Source organism: Denitromonas ohlonensis (assembly GCF_007625205.1).
Lineage (GTDB): Bacteria > Pseudomonadota > Gammaproteobacteria > Burkholderiales > Rhodocyclaceae > Nitrogeniibacter > Nitrogeniibacter ohlonensis.
In genome coordinates this window covers 91,337-111,983 of record NZ_VMNI01000016.1, presented here as the reverse complement: position 1 = coordinate 111,983, position 20,647 = coordinate 91,337, and the positions used below count along the sequence as shown (strand labels likewise).

Annotated in this window: 14 protein-coding genes; 8 read left to right on the top strand and 6 right to left on the bottom strand. The window is 61.1% G+C overall.

All coding sequences use genetic code 11. The features are described from left to right. From FHP89_RS16435 to gabD, 3 genes are all read right to left on the bottom strand, one after another. Positions 1–201 (bottom strand): TAXI family TRAP transporter solute-binding subunit (locus FHP89_RS16435; protein ID WP_313792193.1); only part of this gene is annotated, 201 nt, incomplete at its 3' end. Positions 202–277: 76 nt separating this feature from the next. Next, a complete protein-coding gene (gabT, locus tag FHP89_RS16430) occupies positions 278–1,582 on the bottom strand; it encodes a 4-aminobutyrate--2-oxoglutarate transaminase (protein WP_222105424.1) in 1,305 nt (434 codons plus the stop codon). A 31-nt stretch (positions 1,583–1,613) separates the two neighbouring features. Further along, a complete protein-coding gene (gabD, locus tag FHP89_RS16425) occupies positions 1,614–3,068 on the bottom strand; it encodes an NADP-dependent succinate-semialdehyde dehydrogenase (protein ID WP_144178749.1) in 1,455 nt (484 codons plus the stop codon). Between the two features lie 164 nt (positions 3,069–3,232). Between gabD and pdxR the strand changes: the two genes are divergently transcribed. The 7 genes from pdxR to FHP89_RS16390 all read left to right on the top strand — a co-directional run bounded on the left by pdxR (position 3,233) and on the right by FHP89_RS16390 (position 16,953). Further along, positions 3,233–4,717: a MocR-like pyridoxine biosynthesis transcription factor PdxR gene (gene pdxR / locus FHP89_RS16420; RefSeq protein ID WP_144178748.1), complete on the top strand. Its 1,485-nt coding sequence runs from the start codon at positions 3,233–3,235 to the stop codon at positions 4,715–4,717. Between the two features lie 302 nt (positions 4,718–5,019). After that, positions 5,020–5,559, top strand: coding sequence for a cupin domain-containing protein (locus tag FHP89_RS16415; protein WP_222105423.1), 540 nt, complete (start codon positions 5,020–5,022; stop codon positions 5,557–5,559). A 70-nt stretch (positions 5,560–5,629) separates the two neighbouring features. Then, positions 5,630–6,622, top strand: coding sequence for a carbon-nitrogen hydrolase family protein (locus FHP89_RS16410; protein WP_144178747.1), 993 nt, complete (start codon positions 5,630–5,632; stop codon positions 6,620–6,622). 128 nt (positions 6,623–6,750) lie between these two features. Next, positions 6,751–8,214: a biotin carboxylase gene (locus FHP89_RS16405; protein WP_144178746.1), complete on the top strand. Its 1,464-nt coding sequence runs from the start codon at positions 6,751–6,753 to the stop codon at positions 8,212–8,214. A 16-nt stretch (positions 8,215–8,230) separates the two neighbouring features. Continuing rightward, the gene (locus FHP89_RS16400) at positions 8,231–9,235 is read left to right on the top strand and encodes a C45 family autoproteolytic acyltransferase/hydolase (RefSeq protein WP_144178745.1); all 1,005 of its coding nucleotides are present in this window, start codon (positions 8,231–8,233) and stop codon (positions 9,233–9,235) included. Positions 9,236–9,301: 66 nt separating this feature from the next. Beyond that, on the top strand, positions 9,302–12,061 hold the full coding sequence (locus tag FHP89_RS16395) for an aminotransferase class I/II-fold pyridoxal phosphate-dependent enzyme (RefSeq protein ID WP_144178744.1): 2,760 nt from the start codon (positions 9,302–9,304) through the stop codon (positions 12,059–12,061). A gap of 71 nt (positions 12,062–12,132) precedes the next feature. Next, the gene (locus tag FHP89_RS16390; RefSeq protein ID WP_144178743.1) at positions 12,133–16,953 is read left to right on the top strand and encodes an NAD-glutamate dehydrogenase; all 4,821 of its coding nucleotides are present in this window, start codon (positions 12,133–12,135) and stop codon (positions 16,951–16,953) included. Between the two features lie 145 nt (positions 16,954–17,098). On the opposite strand, the gene FHP89_RS16385 is transcribed toward FHP89_RS16390, so the two are convergent. Next, on the bottom strand, positions 17,099–18,028 hold the full coding sequence (locus FHP89_RS16385; RefSeq protein ID WP_144178742.1) for a DMT family transporter: 930 nt from the start codon (positions 18,026–18,028) through the stop codon (positions 17,099–17,101). 111 nt (positions 18,029–18,139) lie between these two features. Between FHP89_RS16385 and FHP89_RS16380 the strand changes: the two genes are divergently transcribed. Further along, positions 18,140–18,997 carry a LysR family transcriptional regulator gene (locus FHP89_RS16380; RefSeq protein WP_144178741.1) on the top strand — a complete coding sequence of 286 codons (858 nt, stop codon included), beginning with the start codon at positions 18,140–18,142 and terminating at the stop codon, positions 18,995–18,997. A 38-nt stretch (positions 18,998–19,035) separates the two neighbouring features. On the opposite strand, the gene FHP89_RS16375 is transcribed toward FHP89_RS16380, so the two are convergent. Continuing rightward, positions 19,036–19,530 carry a DUF3592 domain-containing protein gene (locus FHP89_RS16375; protein WP_144178740.1) on the bottom strand — a complete coding sequence of 165 codons (495 nt, stop codon included), beginning with the start codon at positions 19,528–19,530 and terminating at the stop codon, positions 19,036–19,038. Between the two features lie 522 nt (positions 19,531–20,052). Continuing rightward, positions 20,053–20,565 carry a hypothetical protein gene (locus FHP89_RS16370; RefSeq protein ID WP_144178739.1) on the bottom strand — a complete coding sequence of 171 codons (513 nt, stop codon included), beginning with the start codon at positions 20,563–20,565 and terminating at the stop codon, positions 20,053–20,055. Positions 20,566–20,647 lie beyond the last annotated feature (82 nt).

Here is a 20,647-nt window from a genome sequence, read left to right as displayed (position 1 = left end):
GGTGCTCTCGACCGAGCAGCGGATGCCGTGCTTGGCGCGGTCCTTGTTCATCAGGCGGCAGATGGCGCCGCCGGCGGCGTAATACACGCCCGTGACACCGCCAGTGCCGATGGTGACGAACTTGGTTTCGGCCTGGGCCGGCGCGGCACCCAGCGTGGCACCGAGCGCAAGGGCGGTTGCGATAACGGTCAGTTTGGTCATGTGAGTCTCCTCCAGGAGTTTTTATGGTCTGCTTGATTAGCCAGCTTACGGGGCTGGCTTGCCCGTGAATCAATTGTCAGGCGCGAATGGCCTCGAGCGAGGCTTCGATGATGTCCATGCCCTCTTCAAGCACCGCATCGCTCAGCGTCAGCGGCACCATCACGCGCAATACGTTGCCATAATTTCCGCACATCAGCAGCAGCAATCCTCGGCGTGCGGCTTCATCCTTCAACGCCGTGGCAATGTCTGCCGCGGGTTGATGCGGGTCACCATTGCGGCAAAACTCCACCGCCGTCATCGCACCCAGGCCGCGCACTTCGGCCATGCTGGTGAAACGGGCTTGCATCGACGTGAATCGCGCCCGCATCTGTTCACCGATAAGCATGGAGCGCTCGCAGAGTTTCTCTTCCTCGACCACGTCGAGCACGGCCAGCGCACTGGCCACGGCCACTGGATTGCCGGCGTAGGTTGAACCGAGGCCACCGGGGTCAGCGGCGTCCATGACTGCCGCCTTGCCCACCACCGCCGACACGGTCATGCCGCCACCCAGACCTTTGGCCAGCGTAATGATGTCGGGTTCAATGCCGTAGTGCTCGGTGGCAAACAGTTTGCCGCAGCGGCCAATGCCGGTCTGTACTTCATCGGCAATCAACAGGATGCCGTGCGCATCGCAGAGGGTGCGCAGGCGTTGTAAAAAACCGAGCGGCGCAGGCAAATATCCGCCCTCCCCTTGCACCGGCTCGATGAGAATCGCAGCCACCCGCGACGCCTCGATGCTGTACTTGAATACACGCTCGATCGACGCGATGGACTCGTCTTCCGAGACGCCATGCAGCGCGTCAGGGAACGGGACATGAAAGATCTCCCCGGGGAAGGGGCCAAACTTGATTTTGTAAGGGGCAACCTTGCCGGTCAGCGCCATACCGAACATCGTGCGGCCATGAAATCCGCCGCCAAAAGCGATGACGCCGGACCGGCCAGTCGCTGCGCGGGCGATCTTGACGGCGTTCTCGACGGCCTCAGCGCCCGAATTCACCAGAAACGATTTCTTCGGTGTGTTGCCCGGCGCTGCGGCGTTCAGCCGCTCGCACAGTTCCACATAGGATTCATACGCCATCACCTGGAAACACGTATGCGTGAACTTGTCGAGTTGTTCGCGCGCCGCTGCCATCACTTTGGGATGGCGGTGTCCGGTATTGACCACGGCGATACCCGCGCAGAAATCGATCCAGCGACGCCCTTCGACATCCCAGATTTCGGCGTTGTCGGCGCGCTCGGCAAAAAACGGGTGTGCCTGGCCGACGCCTCGCGGCAAGGCCGCCGAACGGCGCGCCATCAGCGCTGCGTTGGTCTTCGCGGTGTTTCCGTTGCGTGCATTCATACGTTTGCTCCTGCGTCTGTCGATCAGCGAATCAGTCAATACCGCCGATGCAGACGTGCTTGATTTCCAGATAATCTTCAATGCCGTACTTCGATCCTTCACGCCCGAGGCCGGACGACTTCATGCCGCCAAAAGGTGCCACTTCGGTAGAGATCAGGCCGGTATTGACGCCGATGATGCCGTACTCCAGCGCACTGGAGACGCGCATGGTGCGGGCCAGATTTTCGGTATAGAAGTAAGAGGCCAGACCAAACTCGGTGTCGTTGGCCATGGCAACGGCTTCGGCTTCGGTCTTGAAGCGGAACACCGGCGCTACCGGGCCGAACACCTCTTCGCGCGCCAGGCGCATCGCCGGCGTGACGTTGGACAGAATCGTCGGCTGGTAATACGTCCGGCCGAGCGCATGACGCTTGCCGCCGCAGACCACACGGGCGCCCTTCTCGCGCGCATCGTCGACCAATTCTTCGACCTTGGCGATGGCGGCGTCGTCGATCAGCGGGCCTTGCGTCACGCCGTCGTCGGCGCCGTTGCCTACCTGCAGCGCGCTCACCGCGGCGGCGAGTTTTTCGACAAAAGCATCGTAAATGCCGTCCTGAATCAACAGCCGGTTGGCGCATACACAGGTCTGGCCGGCATTGCGGTACTTGGAGGCCATTGCACCCTGAACGGCGATATCCAGATTCGCGTCATCAAACACGATAAAGGGGGCGTTGCCGCCCAACTCCAGCGACAGCTTCTTGATCGTCGGCGCGCACTGCTGCATCAGAATCCGGCCCACTTCGGTCGAGCCGGTAAACGTCAGCTTGCGCACGGTGGGGTTGGCGCACATCTCGCCGCCAATGGCACGCGCGTCGCCGGTGACCACGCTGAAAATGCCCTTGGGCACACCGGCACGTTCGGCCAGTTCGGCCAATGCCAGCGCCGACAGCGGCGTGGCTTCGGCCGGCTTGAGCACCATCGCACAACCGGCGGCCAACGCCGGGCCGGCCTTGCGGGTGATCATTGCCGACGGGAAGTTCCACGGCGTAATGGCCACGCACACACCGATCGGCTCTTTGGTGACGAGCACCCGCTTGTCCGCGTGGTGTGGCGGAATGATGTCGCCGTATATGCGCTTGCCTTCTTCGGCAAACCACTCGATGAACGAGGCCGCGTAGGCGATTTCGCCACGCGACTCGACCAGCGGCTTGCCTTGTTCGGCGGTCATCAGCTGGGCCAGATCTTCCTGGTTGGCGAGCAACAGCTCGTGCCAGCGACGCAAAATTTTTGCGCGCTCCCCCGCGGTCCTGGCGCGCCAGGCCGGCTGTGCCAGGCGGGCTGCGTCAATGGCGCGGCGGGTTTCATCCGCGCCGGCACTGGGCACATGAGCGAGGACTTCACCCGTCGCGGGGTTTTCAACGGCAAAGGTTTGCCCGGTATCGGCGTCGGTCCATTCACCGTTGATGTAGCACTGTTGCTTGAGCAGTGAGGTGTCGGTCAGCTTCAAGATGTCGTTCTCCGAGATTGAGGTCGCCCCGAGGTCCGGGCGGCGCTGTTCGACGAGGCATCAGGCCATCGACTATCCAGCAATAGTTTGATTCTAGCCGCCAGATCGGCGCAGTATTGGTCCAATTTTTACAGAAAGACTGATACCAATTATGGTGCGACGCAATGAACACGGCTAGTCAAATCACCTTGATTCGGCAGCGATTCGAGCGAGAGTCCACGGGCCGCAAGCTACGCACCACGCTGTATCTGGCGATTCGGCACTTGATTCTGGATGGTGCACTGCCTCCCGGCACCCCCTTGCCGGCCACCCGGGTGCTCGCCGACGAACTGGGCTTCAGTCGCAGCACACTGGTGCGGGTGTATGAGCAACTGGTCATCGAGGGCTACCTCCAAAGCCGTGGGGGCGCGAGCACTATCGTTTCAGAAGCCATTCCGGCAGCGTCTTCCGAAAAATCCGGCGTCTTCGAACTCCCCCGCCCCGGCGCCTCCTTGTCGTTGCGGGGACGGGAGATCGCGCGGCACGCCAACAGCAGTCGCATCCAGGGCGGTGCGTTTGTCCCCGGCGTGCCCGACGTCGGCCTCTTCCCTTTTCCGACCTGGCGTCGCTTGCTGTCGAAGAATGTGCGTTTCGAGCAGCGCCATCTCGCCCGCTACAGCCAGGGGGGCTATGGTCCCCTGAAGGTGGCGCTGGCCAACTACCTGCGTGCATCGCGAATGATGGCTTGCACGCCGCAACAGATCCTCATCCTCAACGGCTCCCATCAGGCGATCGATCTCTGCGCTCGCATGCTGTGCGACCCGGGCGATCGAGTCTGGATGGAAGACCCCGGCTACTGGGGCGCGCGAAACGTGTTGCGCGCCAACGGCTTGTCGCTCGTGCCCATTCCGGTCGATGAAGAAGGCATCAACCCGCCGGAGGTCACACCGGGCGAAGATCCGCGCCTGATGTTCGTCTCGCCCTCCAGCCAATACCCGACCGGTGTGGTCATGTCGCTGAGCCGCCGCCTGCGCCTGCTCGAGCAGGCCGAAGCCAGCGGTGCATGGATCATCGAAGATGACTACGACAACGAGATTCGCTACCACCCGCACACAATTGGCGCACTGTTCGGTCAGTCTCGCACACAGCGTGTGCTCTACCTGGGCACCTTCAGCAAGGCCATGTTCCCCGGCTTGCGCCTGGCGTATCTCGTCGTGCCCGAATACCTCGCTGAGTCGTTTGCCATTGGCAACGCCGAGCTGTATCGCGAGGGGCGCATGATCGAACAGGCGGCGCTGGCCGAGTTCATCGACGCCGGCCATCTTGGCGCCCATCTCAAGCGGGTTCGAAACATCTACCAGGAACGCCGAAACGTCTTGCACACCGCCATCGAGTCCCGCCTCCAAGGCGCGGTTCGCACCACCGGCGGCATGGCCGGACTCCATCTGCCTTACTTTTTCGAGACGCCTGTCAACGACGTGGCCCTGGCCAGCGAGGCATTGGATGCGGGGATCGTCTTTCGCCCGTTGTCGATGTACTACGACGATGTTCAGCATCAGCGAACCGGCATGGTGCTCGGATTCGCCGCCGTGCCCTCGGAAGCCATCGACGCGGCTGCCGGTCGGCTGTGTGGCATTGTCGAGCGTCACCTCAAAGCCGCCGCACGGTAAGGGCCGCGGCCACGGCCGTCGCACGACAAAAACGATTTTTGCGACCCGGTTGATGGCGGCAGGAGGCTTGCTTTTTACTCAGGCTTCGTGTTGAGTATATTTAACACTCATGCGCAATCGGCCGGTCTTCGGTGCCAATGCGAATCGCGTTGATCTGAATTTTCGCAGCGCAAAATACGCCCCCGTTTGGGGAGGTTCAACCGGGCATCATGATGAAGCGGTCGCGCCCGGAAGCGTCAGGAGGTATGGCTGTGGTGTCGAATATATCAAGCGATAGCACCCCGTCTTCGGACACCCCTTTTGTGGGTGAGCGCATTCGCGAACTTCGCCACCAGAAAGGCGTTTCGCAACGCGAGCTGGCGCGCCGATCGGGCGTTACCAACGGCATGATTTCACTCATCGAACAGAACAAGACGAGCCCGTCGGTTGCCCTGCTCAAGAAGGTGTTGTCGGGTTTTCCGATGTCATTGGCCGATTTCTTTTCCGGTGTCGACGAAGCCGAGTCCACCCCGGTTTTTTTCGCAGCGCATCAATTGAAAGTGATGGACAACGGCGCGATTCGCTTCCGGCAACTCGGCGACCAGGTTCGAGGCCGGTCGATGCAAATCATGACCGAAACCTACCCGCCGGGCGCGGACACCGGCGAAACCATGCTGTCGCACGAATCGGAAGAAGGCGGCTTTGTCATTCGGGGGCAGATTGAGGTCACGGTCGGGCATCAGAGCACCTTGCTCGGTCCGGGAGATGGCTACTACTTCGACAGCCGCCTGCCACATCGTTTTCGGAATCTCGGGAGCGACACCTGTGAGCTCGTCAGCGCGTGCTCCCCGCCGTCGTTCTGAACCGCCGCACACCGAAGCACCCAAGTCACAACAAGAACAACGAATCCTCCCCGCTACAGGAGACGAATGAATGATTCCGTTTGCCATTGCCGGCGTTCAGATGCAGATCTCGACACGGAATGAAAACATCACCGCCATGGGCCGCAAGCTCGATGTGTTGATGGCGCGCTTCCCGTGGGTGCAGATGGTCTTGTTCAGCGAGCTGGCACCGTATGGGCCGTCGCCGCATTACGCCGAACCAACTGGCGGGCCCGCCGAGCAGATTTTTTGTCAAATGGCGCAAAAGCACGGCGTCTGGCTGCTGCCAGGTTCGCTGTTCGAGCGCGTGGGCGATGACATCTACAACACCACACCGGTCATCGATCCGAACGGTCAGGTGGTCACCCGCTACCGCAAGATGTTTCCGTTTCAGCCCTACGAGACGGGCATCAAGCCGGGTGAAGAATTCTGCGTGTTTGATGTGCCCGAGATCGGTCGCTTCGGCGTGTCGATCTGCTACGACATGTGGTTTCCGGAAACCACGCGCACGCTGGTTGCCATGGGCGCCGAGTGCATTCTTCACCCGACCATGACCGACACCATCGACCGCGATGTCGAGCTGCCGATAGCGCGCGCCAGCGCCACCATCAACCAGTGCTATTTCTTCGACATCAACGGCGTGGGCGATTGCGGCACGGGGCGTTCCATCGTGGTCGGGCCCTCGGGCTACGTGATCCATGAAGCCGGCGGCGGCGAAGAGACCATCCCGGTCGAAATTGATTTTGCGCGGGTGCGCCGCGAACGCGAAGTCGGCATTCGCGGACTGGGCCAGACGCTCAAAAGCTTCCGTGATCGGCCGGTGCCGTTTCCGGTGTATCAGCACGACTCGAAGCTGGACGGCTACCTGAACAGCCTGGGCCCGCTGATCAAGCCGACCCGCGGATCGCGCGCGGGCGTGAGTCTGCCGCCTGGCGCCATCGCGGGACCCGACGGTTCGATGCTGATGCCCAACACACATCTGACCCCCAAGGACTACACCGAGACGACGAACTTCGATCCATCTACTGAACCACCGAAGTACTGATTCATATAGAGGGCTTCATCGTGATTACTTACCTGTTGCTTGGTCTGATCATTGCACTACTCATCTGGCTTGGCATACGGAGCACACGGCAAGCCTCAAACACCGTACCGCCTGAGAGGAGACAAGAGATGAGTGAAAAAATCACCAGCATGTCGGACGTTCGCCTGTTCTTTCACCGCAACGAGCGCCCGATCTATTTCATCAGCGCCACCAACTTCAACCTGGCCGGCATGGACGAACGCGTGCCCCACTTCAAGCACATCAACTACATCGATTGCTTTGACGGCCGCCACCCGAACGTGTTCGTACCCAGCGAACAACCGCATCCGGAGTTCGAGGGTATTGAAGACATCAACAACTACATGCTCCAGCACAAGGAAGTGCTCGACTACATCAAAGGCCGCGGCGGCGACCCGGTGGCCGTGTTCCTGATGTTCGACGAAAAGACCGAAGCGCTATGCAAGGAGCTTGGCATCGAGGTGTGGTTCCCCTCCGCCGAGCTGCGCACCCGCTGCGACAACAAGATGGAGACCGTGCGCATTGGCAACAAGGCCGGCGTGCCCTCGGTGCCGAACGTGCTCTCCAAGGTTGAAAGCTATGAACATCTGCTGAAGCTGACCGAAGAACACAAGCTGGGCACCGATCTGGTGATCCAGACCGCCTTCGGCGACTCCGGCCACACCACCTTCTTCATCTCGAATGAAGAGGAATGGAAGAAGTACGCCGACGAGATCGTGAAAGACCCCGAAGTGAAGGTCATGAAGCGCATCAACTGCCGCGGCGGCACGCTCGAAGCCTGCGTGACCAAGTGCGGCACCGTGGTCGGCCCGCTGCTGACCGAGATCGTCGGCCAGAAAGATCTCACCCCCTACAAAGGCGGCTGGTGCGGCAACGAAGTCTTCCCCGGCGCGTTCACCGAAAAGGCCCGCATCACCGCGCGCGACTACGCCTACGCCTTTGGTAACCAGTTGCTCAAGGAAGGCTATCGCGGCTACTTCGACCTCGACTTCCTGATCGACCAGGATACCGACGAGGTCTATCTCGGCGAGCTGAACCCGCGCATCTGCGGCGCCAGCCCGATGACCAACCACGCGGCCTTCGCTTATGCCGACGCCCCGCTGTTCTTCTTCCACCTGCTCGAATTCAGTGGTGCTGACTTCGACCTCGACGTGGCCGCCATGAACGAGCGCTGGAAGAACCCCAAGTACATCGACAGCTGGAGCCAGCTGGTGATGAAGCACACCGAAGACACGGTGGACATCGTCGACCAGGCACCACAATCGGGCATCTACCGCATGGACGAGGCCGGCAACGTGAGCTACCACCGCTTCGACACGCGCCGCCTGGCGGTCGAGAACGAGAACGAAGCTTACTGGCTGCGCATCACCGGGCCGGGCGACTATCGCTACGAGGGCGCCGACCTGGGCATTCTGATTACCCGGGGCCGCTCGATGACCGAAGACTTCCAGCTCAACGCGCGTGCGAAGAACTGGATCCGCGGCATCCAGAACTGCTACAAGGGCCATCCGCTGGGCACCGTGCAAGAACTGGCCGAGCCGGCACCGACCGCCGGCGCGTTCAAGATTCTCTGATCGGAGCACGCGGCGAATGTCGCTTATCCAGAACCAGTCACTGCTCTTTCGCGCGGTCGAGGAAACTCGGCCGGGCGAGGCGTGGCTGGGCTTGTTTCACGCATTCTGGCCGTCGTATCGCCGCTGGTATCTGCAAAGCGGCGATGCGGCGCGCCCCTATTACCTGCCCTGCGTGCGGGCGCTGCAAGCCCACATGCCAGAGCTGATGCCGACCTACGAGACGCTGGTCAATCTGGCCGGCGGCGGCGACCTGGAAGCGCGCTTTCTGTCGCTGTTCTGCCCGCCGCCCTATGTGTCCGCTTGCTCGCAGGCGGTATGGCCAGGTGAGCATCCGGTGCTGGTGCGTAATTACGACTACCCGGCGCAATTGTGCGAAGGCGTGATTCTCAAGACCGCCTGGAATGGTCGGCAGGTCATGGGCGTCAGCGACTGCCTGTGGGGCTTGCTCGATGGCATGAACGAAGACGGCCTGGCGGTCTCGCTGTCCTTTGGCGGGCGTCGCGATGTGGGCGAAGGTTTCGGTGTGCCGCTGGTATTGCGCTATGTGCTCGAGACCTGCACCACCACCGCCGAAGCCACCGCGGCCCTGGCACGCATTCCGGTGCACATGAGCTACAACGTGACGGTGGTCGATCGCACTGGCGAGTTCGCCACGGTGTACGTCGCGCCCGGCAAACCCGGCGATATCCGACGCACGGCCGCCGCCACCAACCATCAGCACAAGATCGAGTGGCACCAGCACGCCAGCGCCACGGCCACGGTTGAACGGCATCGGCGCCTGCTGCTGATGCTGCAGGACAGCGAGCTGTCGGCCGACACACTGATCGGCGCCTTTTTGCAGCCGCCGATCTATTCCACTGCGTTTTCACGCGGTTTCGGCACGCTCTACTCCGCGGCCTACTGGCCCACGGCCGGACGTGCAGATTTCTTCTGGCCCGGCATGTGCTGGCCACAGTCGTTCGCGCATTTCACGCCGGGCGAGCGGCTCATACAGTTCGGCGAAGCGCAGATTCAGACTTGAGAAAGCCGCGGGGAGCCTCCCCGAACATCACGGCACGAGGCCCAGACCTCGGCGAGGAGACACAAGATGAAGGCAAGCAACAAGCCAAAGAAGTCGCTGGGTGAGTATTACAGCGCGCTCCAGTTGCGCACCGACCGCTGGACCAATCTGCGGATCGCGACCGAGCAGCTCACTCAAACGCTGACCGAAAAACGGCGCCTCGACGCCGAGCGCAAGATCCGCGAGCTGATCGAGGTACTGCGCCCGATCGAGCTGTACTGGGCCTTCCCTGGCCATGACACCTTCGAGCGACTCGAAGTCCTGCTCGAAGAAGGCCGGGTCGAGGCGCTTGCCAATATCGTGCGCAATATCTGCCGCGCGCTCATGAGCAACAGCTATCGGCGCAATCCGCACCACCATGACCTCGACGAGTTGATCGAGGGCAGCCCCGACGACGAATCCAACGAGTCACGCCCCAAAGAGCTGCCCTACTTCGAAGTGCTCTTCGTCGACAACTTCACGCCGATTCAGGAAGCCAACCTGCGCCGCACCATGGCCAGCATGCGGCGCCCCGAAGACCCCTTTGTCTATGAGCCGGTCTTCGTCCCCAGCCTCACCGACGCGCTGATCGCTGTCATGTTCAACCACAACGTACAAACCGTCGTGGTACGCAACGGCCTGCGTCTCGAGTCGGACCAAACGCTGGAGATTCTTCACCGCTACATGTCGCGCCTTGAAGAAGACGCGCTGCAGGACGTGGAGCCCAAGGAATACGGCCCCGAGCTGTGCCGCCTGATCGCCAAGCTGCGCCCCGAGTTGGACGTGTTCCTGTTTACCGATCAGTCGGTCGAAGAGATTGCCGGCGCCAACCTGGGTAACTGCCGCCGGGTCTTTTACAACCAGGAAGACCACCTGGAGCTGCACTTGAATATCCTGCGTGGCGTGTCTGATCGCTTCGAGGCGCCCTTCTTCACCGCCCTCACCGAATACGCCCGCAAGCCCACCGGCGTGTTCCATGCCATGCCGATCAGCCGCGGCAAGTCGATTACCCGCTCGCACTGGATCAAGGACATGGGCGAGTTCTACGGCATGAACATCTTCCTCGCCGAAACCTCCGCCACCTCGGGCGGCCTCGACAGCCTGCTCGAGCCGCACGGGCCGATCAAGAAGGCGCAGGAAAAAGCCGCGCGCGCTTTTGGCGCCAAGCAAACCTTCTTCTCCACCAACGGCACCTCGACCTGCAACAAGATCGTGGTGCAAGCCATCGTGCGGCCGGGCGACATCGTGCTGGTCGACCGCGACTGCCACAAATCGCACCACTACGGCATGGTGCTGGCCGGTGCGCAGGTGGTGTATCTCGACAGCTACCCGCTCAACGATTACTCGATGTATGGCGCGGTCCCGATGCGCGAAATCAAGCATCGCTTGCTCGAACTCAAGGCCGCCGGCAAGCTCGATCGCGTGCGCATGCTGCTGCTCACCAACTGCACCTTCGACGGCGTGGTCTACAACGTTGAACGGGTCATGGAAGAGTGCCTGGCCATCAAGCCGGATCTCGTCTTTCTGTGGGACGAGGCCTGGTTTGCCTTTGCCCGTTTCGGCCCGGCCTATCGGCGCCGCACCGGCATGCATTGCGCCGCCCTGCTGCGAGAGCGTTTCAAGTCACCTGAATACCGCGCCGCCTACGCCAAGTACGCCGAAAAAATGGCGGACGCCGATGACGAAACCCTGCTTAAAACACGTCTGATGCCCGACCCTGACAAGGTGCGGGTGCGCGTCTATGCCTGCCAGTCGACCCATAAAACGCTCACTTCGCTGCGTCAGGGCTCGATGATTCATGTGCATGACCAGGACTTCAAGGATGAGGTCGAACAGGCCTTCCATGAGGCCTACATGACCCACACCTCCACGTCACCCAACTACCAGATCATCGCCTCGCTGGACATCGGTCGCCGGCAGGTGGAGCTTGAAGGTTTCGAGTTCATCCAGCGTCAGGTCGAGCAGGCCATGTCGCTGCGCAAGGCGATCAACCACCATCCGCTGATCAGTAAATATTTTCATGTGCTAACGGTGGCCGAGATGATTCCGGCGGAGTATCGTAAGTCCGGCATCAAGAGCTACTGGGATCCCGAGCACGGCTGGAGCGACATTGCCGAGGCCTGGAGTGAAGACGAGTTTGTGCTCGACGCCACTCGCGTCACCCTCTCGGTATCCGGCTCGGGGTGGGACGGAGACACCTTCAAAAACCAGATCCTGATGGACAAACACGGCATTCAGATCAACAAGACTTCTCGCAATACGGTGTTGTTCATGACCAACATCGGCACCACGCGCTCCTCGATCGCCTATTTGATCGAAGTGCTGGTGAAGATTGCGCGTGAGCTCGACGAACGCCTCGACGACGCCAGCGCGGTCGAAAAGAAGATCTTCGAGCGCAAGGTCAAAGCCCTGCGCGAAGACCTGCCGCCCCTGCCCGATTTCAGCTACTTCCACGACGCCTTCCGCCTCAGCGCCGGCAACGGTACCCCTGAGGGCGACATCCGCTCGGCTTTCTTCTTGGCCTATGACGAAGGCAAGTGCGAGTACATCCCCATCGAAGGCAATGCCATCGAAAAGGAAATCGCCACAGGGCGCAAGCTGGTCTCCACCACCTTTGTCATTCCCTACCCGCCGGGCTTCCCGATTCTGGTGCCCGGACAAGTCATCAGCCAGGAGATCATCGCCTTCATGCGCGCGCTGGACGTCACCGAAATCCACGGCTACCGGCCAGAACTCGGTCTGCGCATATTTACCGAAACCGCACTCGCCGCCCTGGAAGCCAAGCCGGTGATCCAGGCACTGCAGTAATCCACCCACACCACAAACACCCCGGGGGGCCACGAGCGCCCCGGTCAAACAACGACAACAAGGAGAACAGCATGTCACCACGCACCGATGAGGCCGGCTCCAGCCAGATCGAAGCGGTCGTCGAACTGATCCGCAGCAAACTGGCACCTGACCAGGCGGCAGTCGTAGAGCCGTTTGCGCGCAAGTACTACAACCAGGTCGACACCGATGACCTGGCTGGCTTCGAAGTCGCAGATCTGTACGGCGCCGTGTTGAGCCACTGGCAGTTCGCCCGCAAACACGAAGGCGACACCAAAGTGCGCGTGTACAACCCGCGCATGGACGAACACGGCTGGGAGTCCACCCACACCGTGATCGAGCTGGTCGGCCCCGACATGCCCTTCCTGGTCGACTCCATCGGCATCGAGGTCAATCGTCAGGGCCTCACCCTGCACCTCATCATCCACCCGGTGATGGCGGTCGCGCGTGATGCCAAGGGCCAGTACCAACGCATGGTCGATGAGGTCAAGACCAAGGGCGCGCGCTATGAGTCGATCATCCACGTAGAAGTTGACCGCCGCACCGAGCCGGCCGACCTCGAAGCGATCAAGTCCGGTATTGAACGGGTGCTCAAAGACGTTCGTGTCGCCGTGGCCGACTGGCCTGCCATGACGGAGCGCCTCAAAGAAGTGATTGCCGATGCTGGCAACAGCGCCACCCCCGAAAGCCCCGACGAAGTCGCCGAAGTCAAAGCCTTTCTCGAATGGCTGTCGGACGACAATTTCGTGTTGCTCGGCTGCCGCGATTACGACCTGATCAGCAAAAAAGGCGAGAACGAGCTTCGCATCCGCAGCGGCTCCGGCCTCGGTCTGCTGCGCGAAACCGGCGACAGCAGGCAATCGATGTCCTTCGCCGCCCTGCCGCCGCAGCTCAAGGCCCAGGCCCATCTGCCCAACCTGCTCACCATCACCAAGTCAAATACGCGCTCGACCGTCCATCGCCAAGGCTACCTCGACCACCTCAGCATCAAGTGCTTCGACGCCAAAGGCAAGGTCACCGGCGAGCGCCGCATCATCGGTCTGCTCACCTCGACGGCCTACAACACCAATCCGACGCGTATCCCCCTGCTGCGGCGCAAGGTGCAAGGCGTGATCGAGCGTGCCGGGCTGATGCCCAAGAGCCATGCCGGCAAGGCGCTGGCCACCATCCTCGAACAATACCCGCGCGATGAGCTTTTCCAGAGCACGCCCGACGAACTTTTCAACACCGCGACCGGCATCCTGCGCCTCGGCGAGCGTCAGCGCATTCGCCTGTTCGCCCGCAGCGATGCCTACGCGCGCTTTGTCTCCTGCCTGATTTACATCCCGCGCGAAAACTACAACACCGAGCAGCGCAAGCGCATGCAGGCCGTGCTGATGGAAGCCTTCGAAGGCGTCTCCTCCGAATTCGAGGTGCACTTCTCGGAGTCCGCCCTGGCGCGGGTGCTGATCATCGTTCGGACCAAAGACTCGGTTATTCCGACCTACGATGTCCGCGAGATCGAAACTCGTCTGATCAATGCCGCCCGTCGCTGGGAAGACGGCCTGCAAAGCGCGCTCATCGAGCACCACGGCGAAGAGCGAGGGATGCGCCTGTGCCGCAGCTATGCCACCGCCTTCCCCGCGGGCTACCGTGAGGACTACCCGGCACGCATCGCAGTGCACGACATCGACCTGATGGAGTCACTCGATCCGCGCAGCGGGCTGGGCATGAACCTCTACATTCCGCTGGAGGCACCGCAAGGCCACATCAACTTCAAGCTCTTCCACACCGGCGCCCCGGTGCCGCTGTCCAGCAGCCTGCCGATGCTCGAGCGCACCGGCGTCAAGGTCATCGAAGAGCGACCGTACCGCATCGAACGACAAGACGGTTCGCTGGTGTGGGTGCACGACTTCGGCATGCAACTGGCCGGTGTCGAAGAGCTTGACCTCGAGCGCTTGCGCCCGCTGTTCCACGAAGTGTTCGCCCGCGCCTGGTGCGGCGACATCGAAAACGACGACTTCAACCGCCTCACCCTGCTCGCCGGCCTCGACTGGCGCGAAGTGAGCATGCTGCGCGCCTACGCGAAGCACATGAAGCAGGCGGCCTTCACCTTCAGCCAGACCTACATGGAGCAGACGCTGGCCAACTACCCGGCGCTCACCGCCCAGTTGGTCAAGCTGTTCAAGACCCGTTTCGACCCGGCGGAAGACACCGACCGCAACGCGCGTTGCGAGAAACTGGTCACCGAGATCAACGCCACGCTCGACAACGTCGCCAACCTCGACGAAGACCGCATCCTGCGTCAGTTCCTCGCCATGATTCAGGCCACCTTGCGCACCAATTTCTACCAGCCTGGAAAAGACGGCAAGCCCAAGTCCTACCTGTCGTTCAAGTTCAACCCCAGCCTCATCCCCAACCTGCCCGAACCGAAGCCGATGTTCGAAATTTCGGTGTACTCGCCGCGAGTCGAGGGCGTGCACCTGCGCGGCGGCAAGGTCGCCCGGGGTGGCCTGCGCTGGTCAGACCGCATGGAAGACTTCCGCACCGAGATCCTCGGGCTGGTGAAGGCACAGATCGTTAAAAACGCCGTCATCGTGCCGGTCGGCTCCAAAGGCGGTTTCGTGGTCAAAACGCCCCCGCCCGCCGGCGACCGCGAAGCCATGCTGGCCGAAGGCGTGGCCTGCTACCGCATGTTCCTGTCCGGCCTGCTGGACGTGACCGACAACCTCGTGCTCGGCGAAGTCGTACCGCCCGCATCAGTGGTTCGCCATGACGAAGACGATCCGTATCTGGTCGTCGCTGCCGACAAGGGCACGGCCACCTTCTCTGACATCGCAAACTCCGTGGCCGCCGAGTACGGCTTCTGGCTGGGCGACGCCTTCGCTTCCGGCGGCTCGGTGGGTTATGACCACAAAAAAATGGGCATCACCGCCCGCGGCGCCTGGGAATCGGTCAAGCGTCACTTCCGCGAAATGGGCATCAACACCCAGGAAGAGCCCTTCACCGTGGCCGGCGTGGGCGACATGTCGGGCGACGTGTTCGGCAACGGCATGCTGCTGTCGAAAAAGATCAAACTCGTGGCGGCCTTCGACCACCGGCATATCTTCTTCGATCCGGATCCGAACCCCGAAACCAGCTGGGTCGAGCGTGACCGCATGTTCGCGCTGCCGCGCTCCTCGTGGGACGACTACGACCGCAAGCTCATCTCCAAGGGCGGCGGTATCTGGCCGCGCAGCGCCAAGTCGATTCCGCTGTCCGAGCAGATGCGTAAGGTGCTCGACACCGACGCCACCGCCCTGCCCCCGACCGAGCTGATCCGTTGCATTCTCAAGGCACCGATCGACCTGCTCTATAACGGCGGCATCGGCACCTACATCAAGGCCAACAGCGAAACCGACGCCTCGGTGGGCGACCGTGCCAACGACGCCGTGCGCGTCAATGGCCGCGACCTGCGCTGCAAGGTGTTTGGCGAAGGCGGCAACCTCGGCGCCACGCAGCTCGGCCGTATCGAGTTTGCGCTCAATGGCGGACGCATCTGCACCGACGCCATTGACAACTCCGGCGGCGTCGATTGCTCCGACCACGAAGTGAACATCAAGATTCTCCTCAATGGCGTGGTCGCCGAGGGCGAACTGACCGACAAGCAACGCAACAAATTGCTGATGGAGATGACCGACGAAGTCGCCACCCTGGTGCTGCGCGATAACTACTACCAGACGCAGATCCTGTCTGTCACCCGCGCGCGCGGCACCGAACTGGTCGACGCCCAGGCCCGCTTCATGCGCCGCCTCGGCAACGCCGGCCGGCTCAATCGCAAGATCGAGTTCCTGCCCTTCGACGAGGAAATCGCCGAGCGCAAAGCCGCTGGCGCCGGGCTCACCTCGCCGGAACTGGCCGTGTTGCTCGCCTACAGCAAAATCGAGCTCTATGACGAAGTGCTGGCCTCGGACATCCCCGAAGACCCGTACATCTCCACCGCGCTCACCCGCTACTTCCCGGTTCCGCTGCGCGAGCGTTTTGCCGACCAGATCCAGCGCCATGCACTCAAGCGCGAGATCATCGCCACGCATGTCATCAACAGCATGGTCAATCGCGTCGGCGCCACCTTTGTCGGCCGGCTCAAGGAAGAAACCGGCGCCACAGCCCCCGACATCGTGCGCGCCTACCTAGCCACCCGCGAAGTCTTCAGTCTCGTCTCGGTGTGGGCCGACATCGAAGCGCTCGACAACCAGATCCCGGATGCCGTGCAAACCCGCATGATCATCGACTCCGGTCGCCTGGTCATGCGCGGCACCCTGTGGTTCCTGCGCCACCCCGATCTCACCAAGGACCTGAGCAAGACACTCAAGCGCTTCATTCCGGGCGCAAAAGAGCTTGCCGAGTCCCTCGAAGAGGTCGTCGGTGCCGGCTACAAGAAAGAGCTCGACAGACTCGCCAACGGCTACACCGAACAAGGGGTGCCCGAGGCCCTGGCACGCCGCGTCGCCGGCCTCGACGAGCTCTACTCTGCACTCGATCTGGTCGAACTCACCACCGAGACCAAGCGCGATCAGCGCACGGCCGCCGCGGTGTACTTCGCTCTGGGCGAGCGCTTCGACCTCCACTGGCTCGGCAAGCAGATCACCAGTCTGCCCGCCGACACCCACTGGCAGTCGCTGGCCCGCACCGCCCTGCGCGACGACCTCTCCGCCCAGGCCCGCAACCTCGCCGCCAACGTCCTGCGTCTGTCACCCAAACTGACCGAGCCGGACGCGCTGATCAAGGCATGGGAGACCCAGCGCAGCACCCAGATCGACCGCAGCCAGCAACTCTTTGCCGACATCAAGAGCTCAACCGGCATCGACATGCCCATGCTGTCCGTCACCTTGCGGGAGCTGCGGAACCTCGCCTGAGCACCACCGCCGGCACCGCGATCAACACGGTGCCGGCAAGCAAGCCACAGCAAAACGCCTCACGCAAATTAATCGCGTGAGGCGTTTTTGTATTTGGCGGAGCGGCACCGGATCTGGCGAACTCAAGCACGCCCCAATCAACCGACTACAACACACGACCACCCATCGGCTGAAGCCACGCGCGCAAACGCTTCAACTGCGCACGCGACCCGATCACCAACACGTTGCCGACAAACACCAGCGCCATACCGAGCAGCGACTCGATCGACCATTGATACCCTTCAAACAGGGTCGAGATACCCAGCGCCACCACCGGAAACAACACCATGGCGTAAGCCGCGCGGTCCGCCCCAATACGCCCCAGCAAGGTCAGATAGCTGCCAAAGGCCACCACCGACCCAAACAAGGCCAGGTACACCAGCGATCCGGCGTATGCCCAGCTCACATCAAACCCAAACTCTGCGCCTGAGGCCGCGGCAATCACGCCAAGCGCGATCGCGCCGTAGGCCATGCCATAGGCGTTGGTTTGCACCACCGGCAGTTTCATCAGCTGATTGCGCGTGGACACCATGCTCCCCAGCGACGCAATGAAGGTCCCGAGCAGGCTCAACAACAAGCCCTTGGGCGTGTTGCCATCCACATCCAGCTGGGCAAACTCGGGCAGAAACACCAGCACAATGCCCACCAAACCCACCAGCGCACCGGCCAACACCGCACCCGCGGGGCGCTTACCAAAAAACAGCGCCCCATTCGCGATATTCATCAGCACGATGGTCGAAAACACCACGGCGATCAACCCGCTGGTCAGATCCGCCGTCGCCCAGTACACCACCATGTAGTTGAAGCCAAACAGGCTCAGCCCCTGCAGCAGCATCCAGACATGCTCGCGTAGCGTAAAGCGCATCGGCAGTTTCTTGAACCAGCACCACAGCATCAAAATCAGCGCCGCCAGCGCGAAGCGATACGCAACCGACACTTCCGTGGGCACCGTGCCCAACTGAAGCTTGATGGCAAAAAAGGTCGATCCCCAGATCAACACGGTCATCAGATACAGCGTGGCGGTGTGCATGAGCATGGCGGGAGACCTGTCAGTGAAAGAAGCCGGTCTTGCTCTTATACGCCGTAAACACCTATTATTTAAGCGAATTTATTTTATGTGTTCAATTACGAAACGTAATTCAAGATCATGGCACGCGATATCGACATCAGCCTCATCCGAACCTTCCTTGCGGTCGCCGAATCAGGCGGCATGACCTCGGCTGCGCACACCCTCAACCTCACCCAGGGCGCGATCAGCCAGAAGATCAAGCGACTCGAAGAACTGTTTGATACGCCGCTGTTTGAACGGAAAAACAAAACCATTCGCCTGACGCCCGAAGGCGAGCGCTTGCTGGTGCGCGCCTACCGGCTGATTTCATTGAATGACGAAACCTGGCAACTCATGACGCAACCCGCCTTCACTGGCGAGATCCGTCTCGGCGTGCCGCTCGACATCATCCGCCCCCTGCTGCCGCCCATCCTCCGACGGTTCAGCCGCGAGCATCCAAGAATCCAGCTCACGCTGGTCGGCGACATGACCGGCAACCTGCTCAACGCCCTTAAAAATGGCGACGTCGACCTCACCCTCACCACCGAGAGTCGCGCCGGCGGTGGCGACGCCTTGCTGCTGAGCGATCAACTGGTCTGGATGGGCGCGCAAAACGGCGAGGCCTGCCAAAAAACGCCGCTACCCGTTTCGCTAGGGTCCGACTCCTGCGCCTTCAGGGGCCCCACGCTCGACGCCCTGAACAAAGCGCAGGTCGACTGGGTGGCCATTTGCGCCCAGGGCAATCTCGACTCCATCCTCGCCAGCATTGAAGCCGACATGGCCGTCGCCCCCTACCTTCAATCGCTGGTCCCGCCCAACCTGAGCGCCATACCACCCGACGCGGGGCTCCCCGCCCTGCCCACCTACCACATCAACCTTCACCTGCCCGACGCTGGCGGCAGCGTCATCGCCAAAGAACTGGCCAAGTACATCCGGCAAGGCTTCGCCGCCCGTTAACTCAGCGCAGCGCGCGCGGCCGACACCTCCAAAGCGCGTCAGCCATGGTAGCCAAGCCAATACAAAACGACTGGCGCCACCGCCAAAGTGAAGGTCACAACAATCCCAAAACCGCCGGGCTTTACCAGAAAGCTCTTGCCCGGGTTGCTCGGGTTATAGAACACGCGAACGTGCCCATCGGCGGTCTTCTGAATCTTGCGCATCTGACGTTCAAGCACGAATCGCGCATTGTGAGAAGCAAGCACAATCCACGGCGAAATACGCGTCCCTTGATACGACACACCACCAACCACGTATTCGTACAAGGCCTTCGACGCGTAATCCTGGTTCGACATCACCAGATCCGCGCCGCCCACCTTCTCCACCGCCGCCGCCAACAAAACCCCATCAGTTTCGAACCATTTTGCGATTCGGAGCTGGTATACGCCTGAGTAAGCAAGCATCACGAAGACGTACGTTGAAGCGAAGAACAAAATCCCTCGCTTTTCGCCATCAAGAGCAAGCCGCCACATATCGGCGATGTATTCACTCATGATTCAATCGCATTCTATTTGGGTCGTGCATAAACCGTGGTCCGCCCCGGGGTTCTTAGCCGACGGCAAAATGCGCAGCATTTTGACGGTCGGATGGGGCGCGTTGTTGGGCATTTGATTATCTAACCTTCGTTTCGCAATTGGAGGAAGACGTGACGGTGCAGCATACGTAGCTCCAATTTTCGAGATGTTTGCTGTTAGCCATAGCTCGTGCTTGCGAATTGCAGTTGGATAATGCGTCACTTTTCGACATATAGGACGCCTCGACGAAACCTGCGAAGTACTCCGCTTGCGATGAGTTGTCGTAGACCCATACGTTTAAGCCTCGCATGGTGTATGGGAAATAATCACTATCGTGCCCGCTGCATCCGACCAGAGAGGCGATTAGTGACGACATCAGTATCCAGCGCATGAGTTCATTCCTGTGCCCAACGCAGAGGTGACCGGCGCTGCGCGGTTTCATCGCGCAGCGTCCAGCGACGGACGGAAGCGAGGTCGACCGCCTGGTTGGGCGTATCGCTCCTAATGCTCACGGCTATCACGGAGAAACTTTTCCTTCGCATCGATAGCCCACATATCGAGAGGCGCCCCATCAAGGGATTGAGCCAAAGCACGCACAAACGGATCAAGTTGCTTTTGGCATTGCCGAACTGTGGAACGAAGACCTCTGATTTCCTTTACCAGAGCATCATGCTCCCGCACCTCCAGCATCCTTTCGACGTTTTCAATGAGGAAACGATGAACTAAGTGATTGCGTGCCCGCAGCGCGTTCCCGAGACCTTCCTCAAGGCCTTCGCTGATGCGCAGATGTTTGCGAAGTAATTGAGCAAGCTGACCAGCGGTCTTCTTTTCTTCGCCGTCCAAAATTGCACCACAGTGGGCAGGATCTAGGCCTGTGGCTCCAAGACGTGAGAACAGATAAAGCAAATAGGCGATGCCGTACTCGAAGGACTGACAGTCGTATAGCGCTGCGCCGGCCTCAAAGAAAACTGGCGCAAGTACCTGCTTCTTCCGTTCGTCGAACAGATCAGGCATGTGCGGCAACACCTAGTACGCCCAACTGTATAGCTTCGAGAGGCTGTCCACGACGTCGGATAACACGTTTAGCACGTCACCT

Excerpts from the sequence above, each read along its gene's own strand:
- FHP89_RS16370 (WP_144178739.1), bottom strand. The coding sequence starts at position 20,565 with ATGCCTGATCTGTTCGACGAACGGAAGAAGCAGGTACTTGCGCCAGTT.
- FHP89_RS16400 (WP_144178745.1), top strand. The coding sequence starts at position 8,231 with ATGTCGCTTATCCAGAACCAGTCACTGCTCTTTCGCGCGGTCGAGGAA.
- FHP89_RS16395 (WP_144178744.1), top strand. The coding sequence starts at position 9,302 with ATGAAGGCAAGCAACAAGCCAAAGAAGTCGCTGGGTGAGTATTACAGC.
- FHP89_RS16405 (WP_144178746.1), top strand. The coding sequence starts at position 6,751 with ATGAGTGAAAAAATCACCAGCATGTCGGACGTTCGCCTGTTCTTTCAC.
- pdxR (WP_144178748.1), top strand. The coding sequence starts at position 3,233 with ATGAACACGGCTAGTCAAATCACCTTGATTCGGCAGCGATTCGAGCGA.
- FHP89_RS16410 (WP_144178747.1), top strand. The coding sequence starts at position 5,630 with ATGATTCCGTTTGCCATTGCCGGCGTTCAGATGCAGATCTCGACACGG.
- FHP89_RS16375 (WP_144178740.1), bottom strand. The coding sequence starts at position 19,530 with ATGAGTGAATACATCGCCGATATGTGGCGGCTTGCTCTTGATGGCGAA.
- FHP89_RS16385 (WP_144178742.1), bottom strand. The coding sequence starts at position 18,028 with ATGCTCATGCACACCGCCACGCTGTATCTGATGACCGTGTTGATCTGG.
- FHP89_RS16380 (WP_144178741.1), top strand. The coding sequence starts at position 18,140 with ATGGCACGCGATATCGACATCAGCCTCATCCGAACCTTCCTTGCGGTC.
- FHP89_RS16390 (WP_144178743.1), top strand. The coding sequence starts at position 12,133 with ATGTCACCACGCACCGATGAGGCCGGCTCCAGCCAGATCGAAGCGGTC.
- gabT (WP_222105424.1), bottom strand. The coding sequence starts at position 1,582 with ATGAATGCACGCAACGGAAACACCGCGAAGACCAACGCAGCGCTGATG.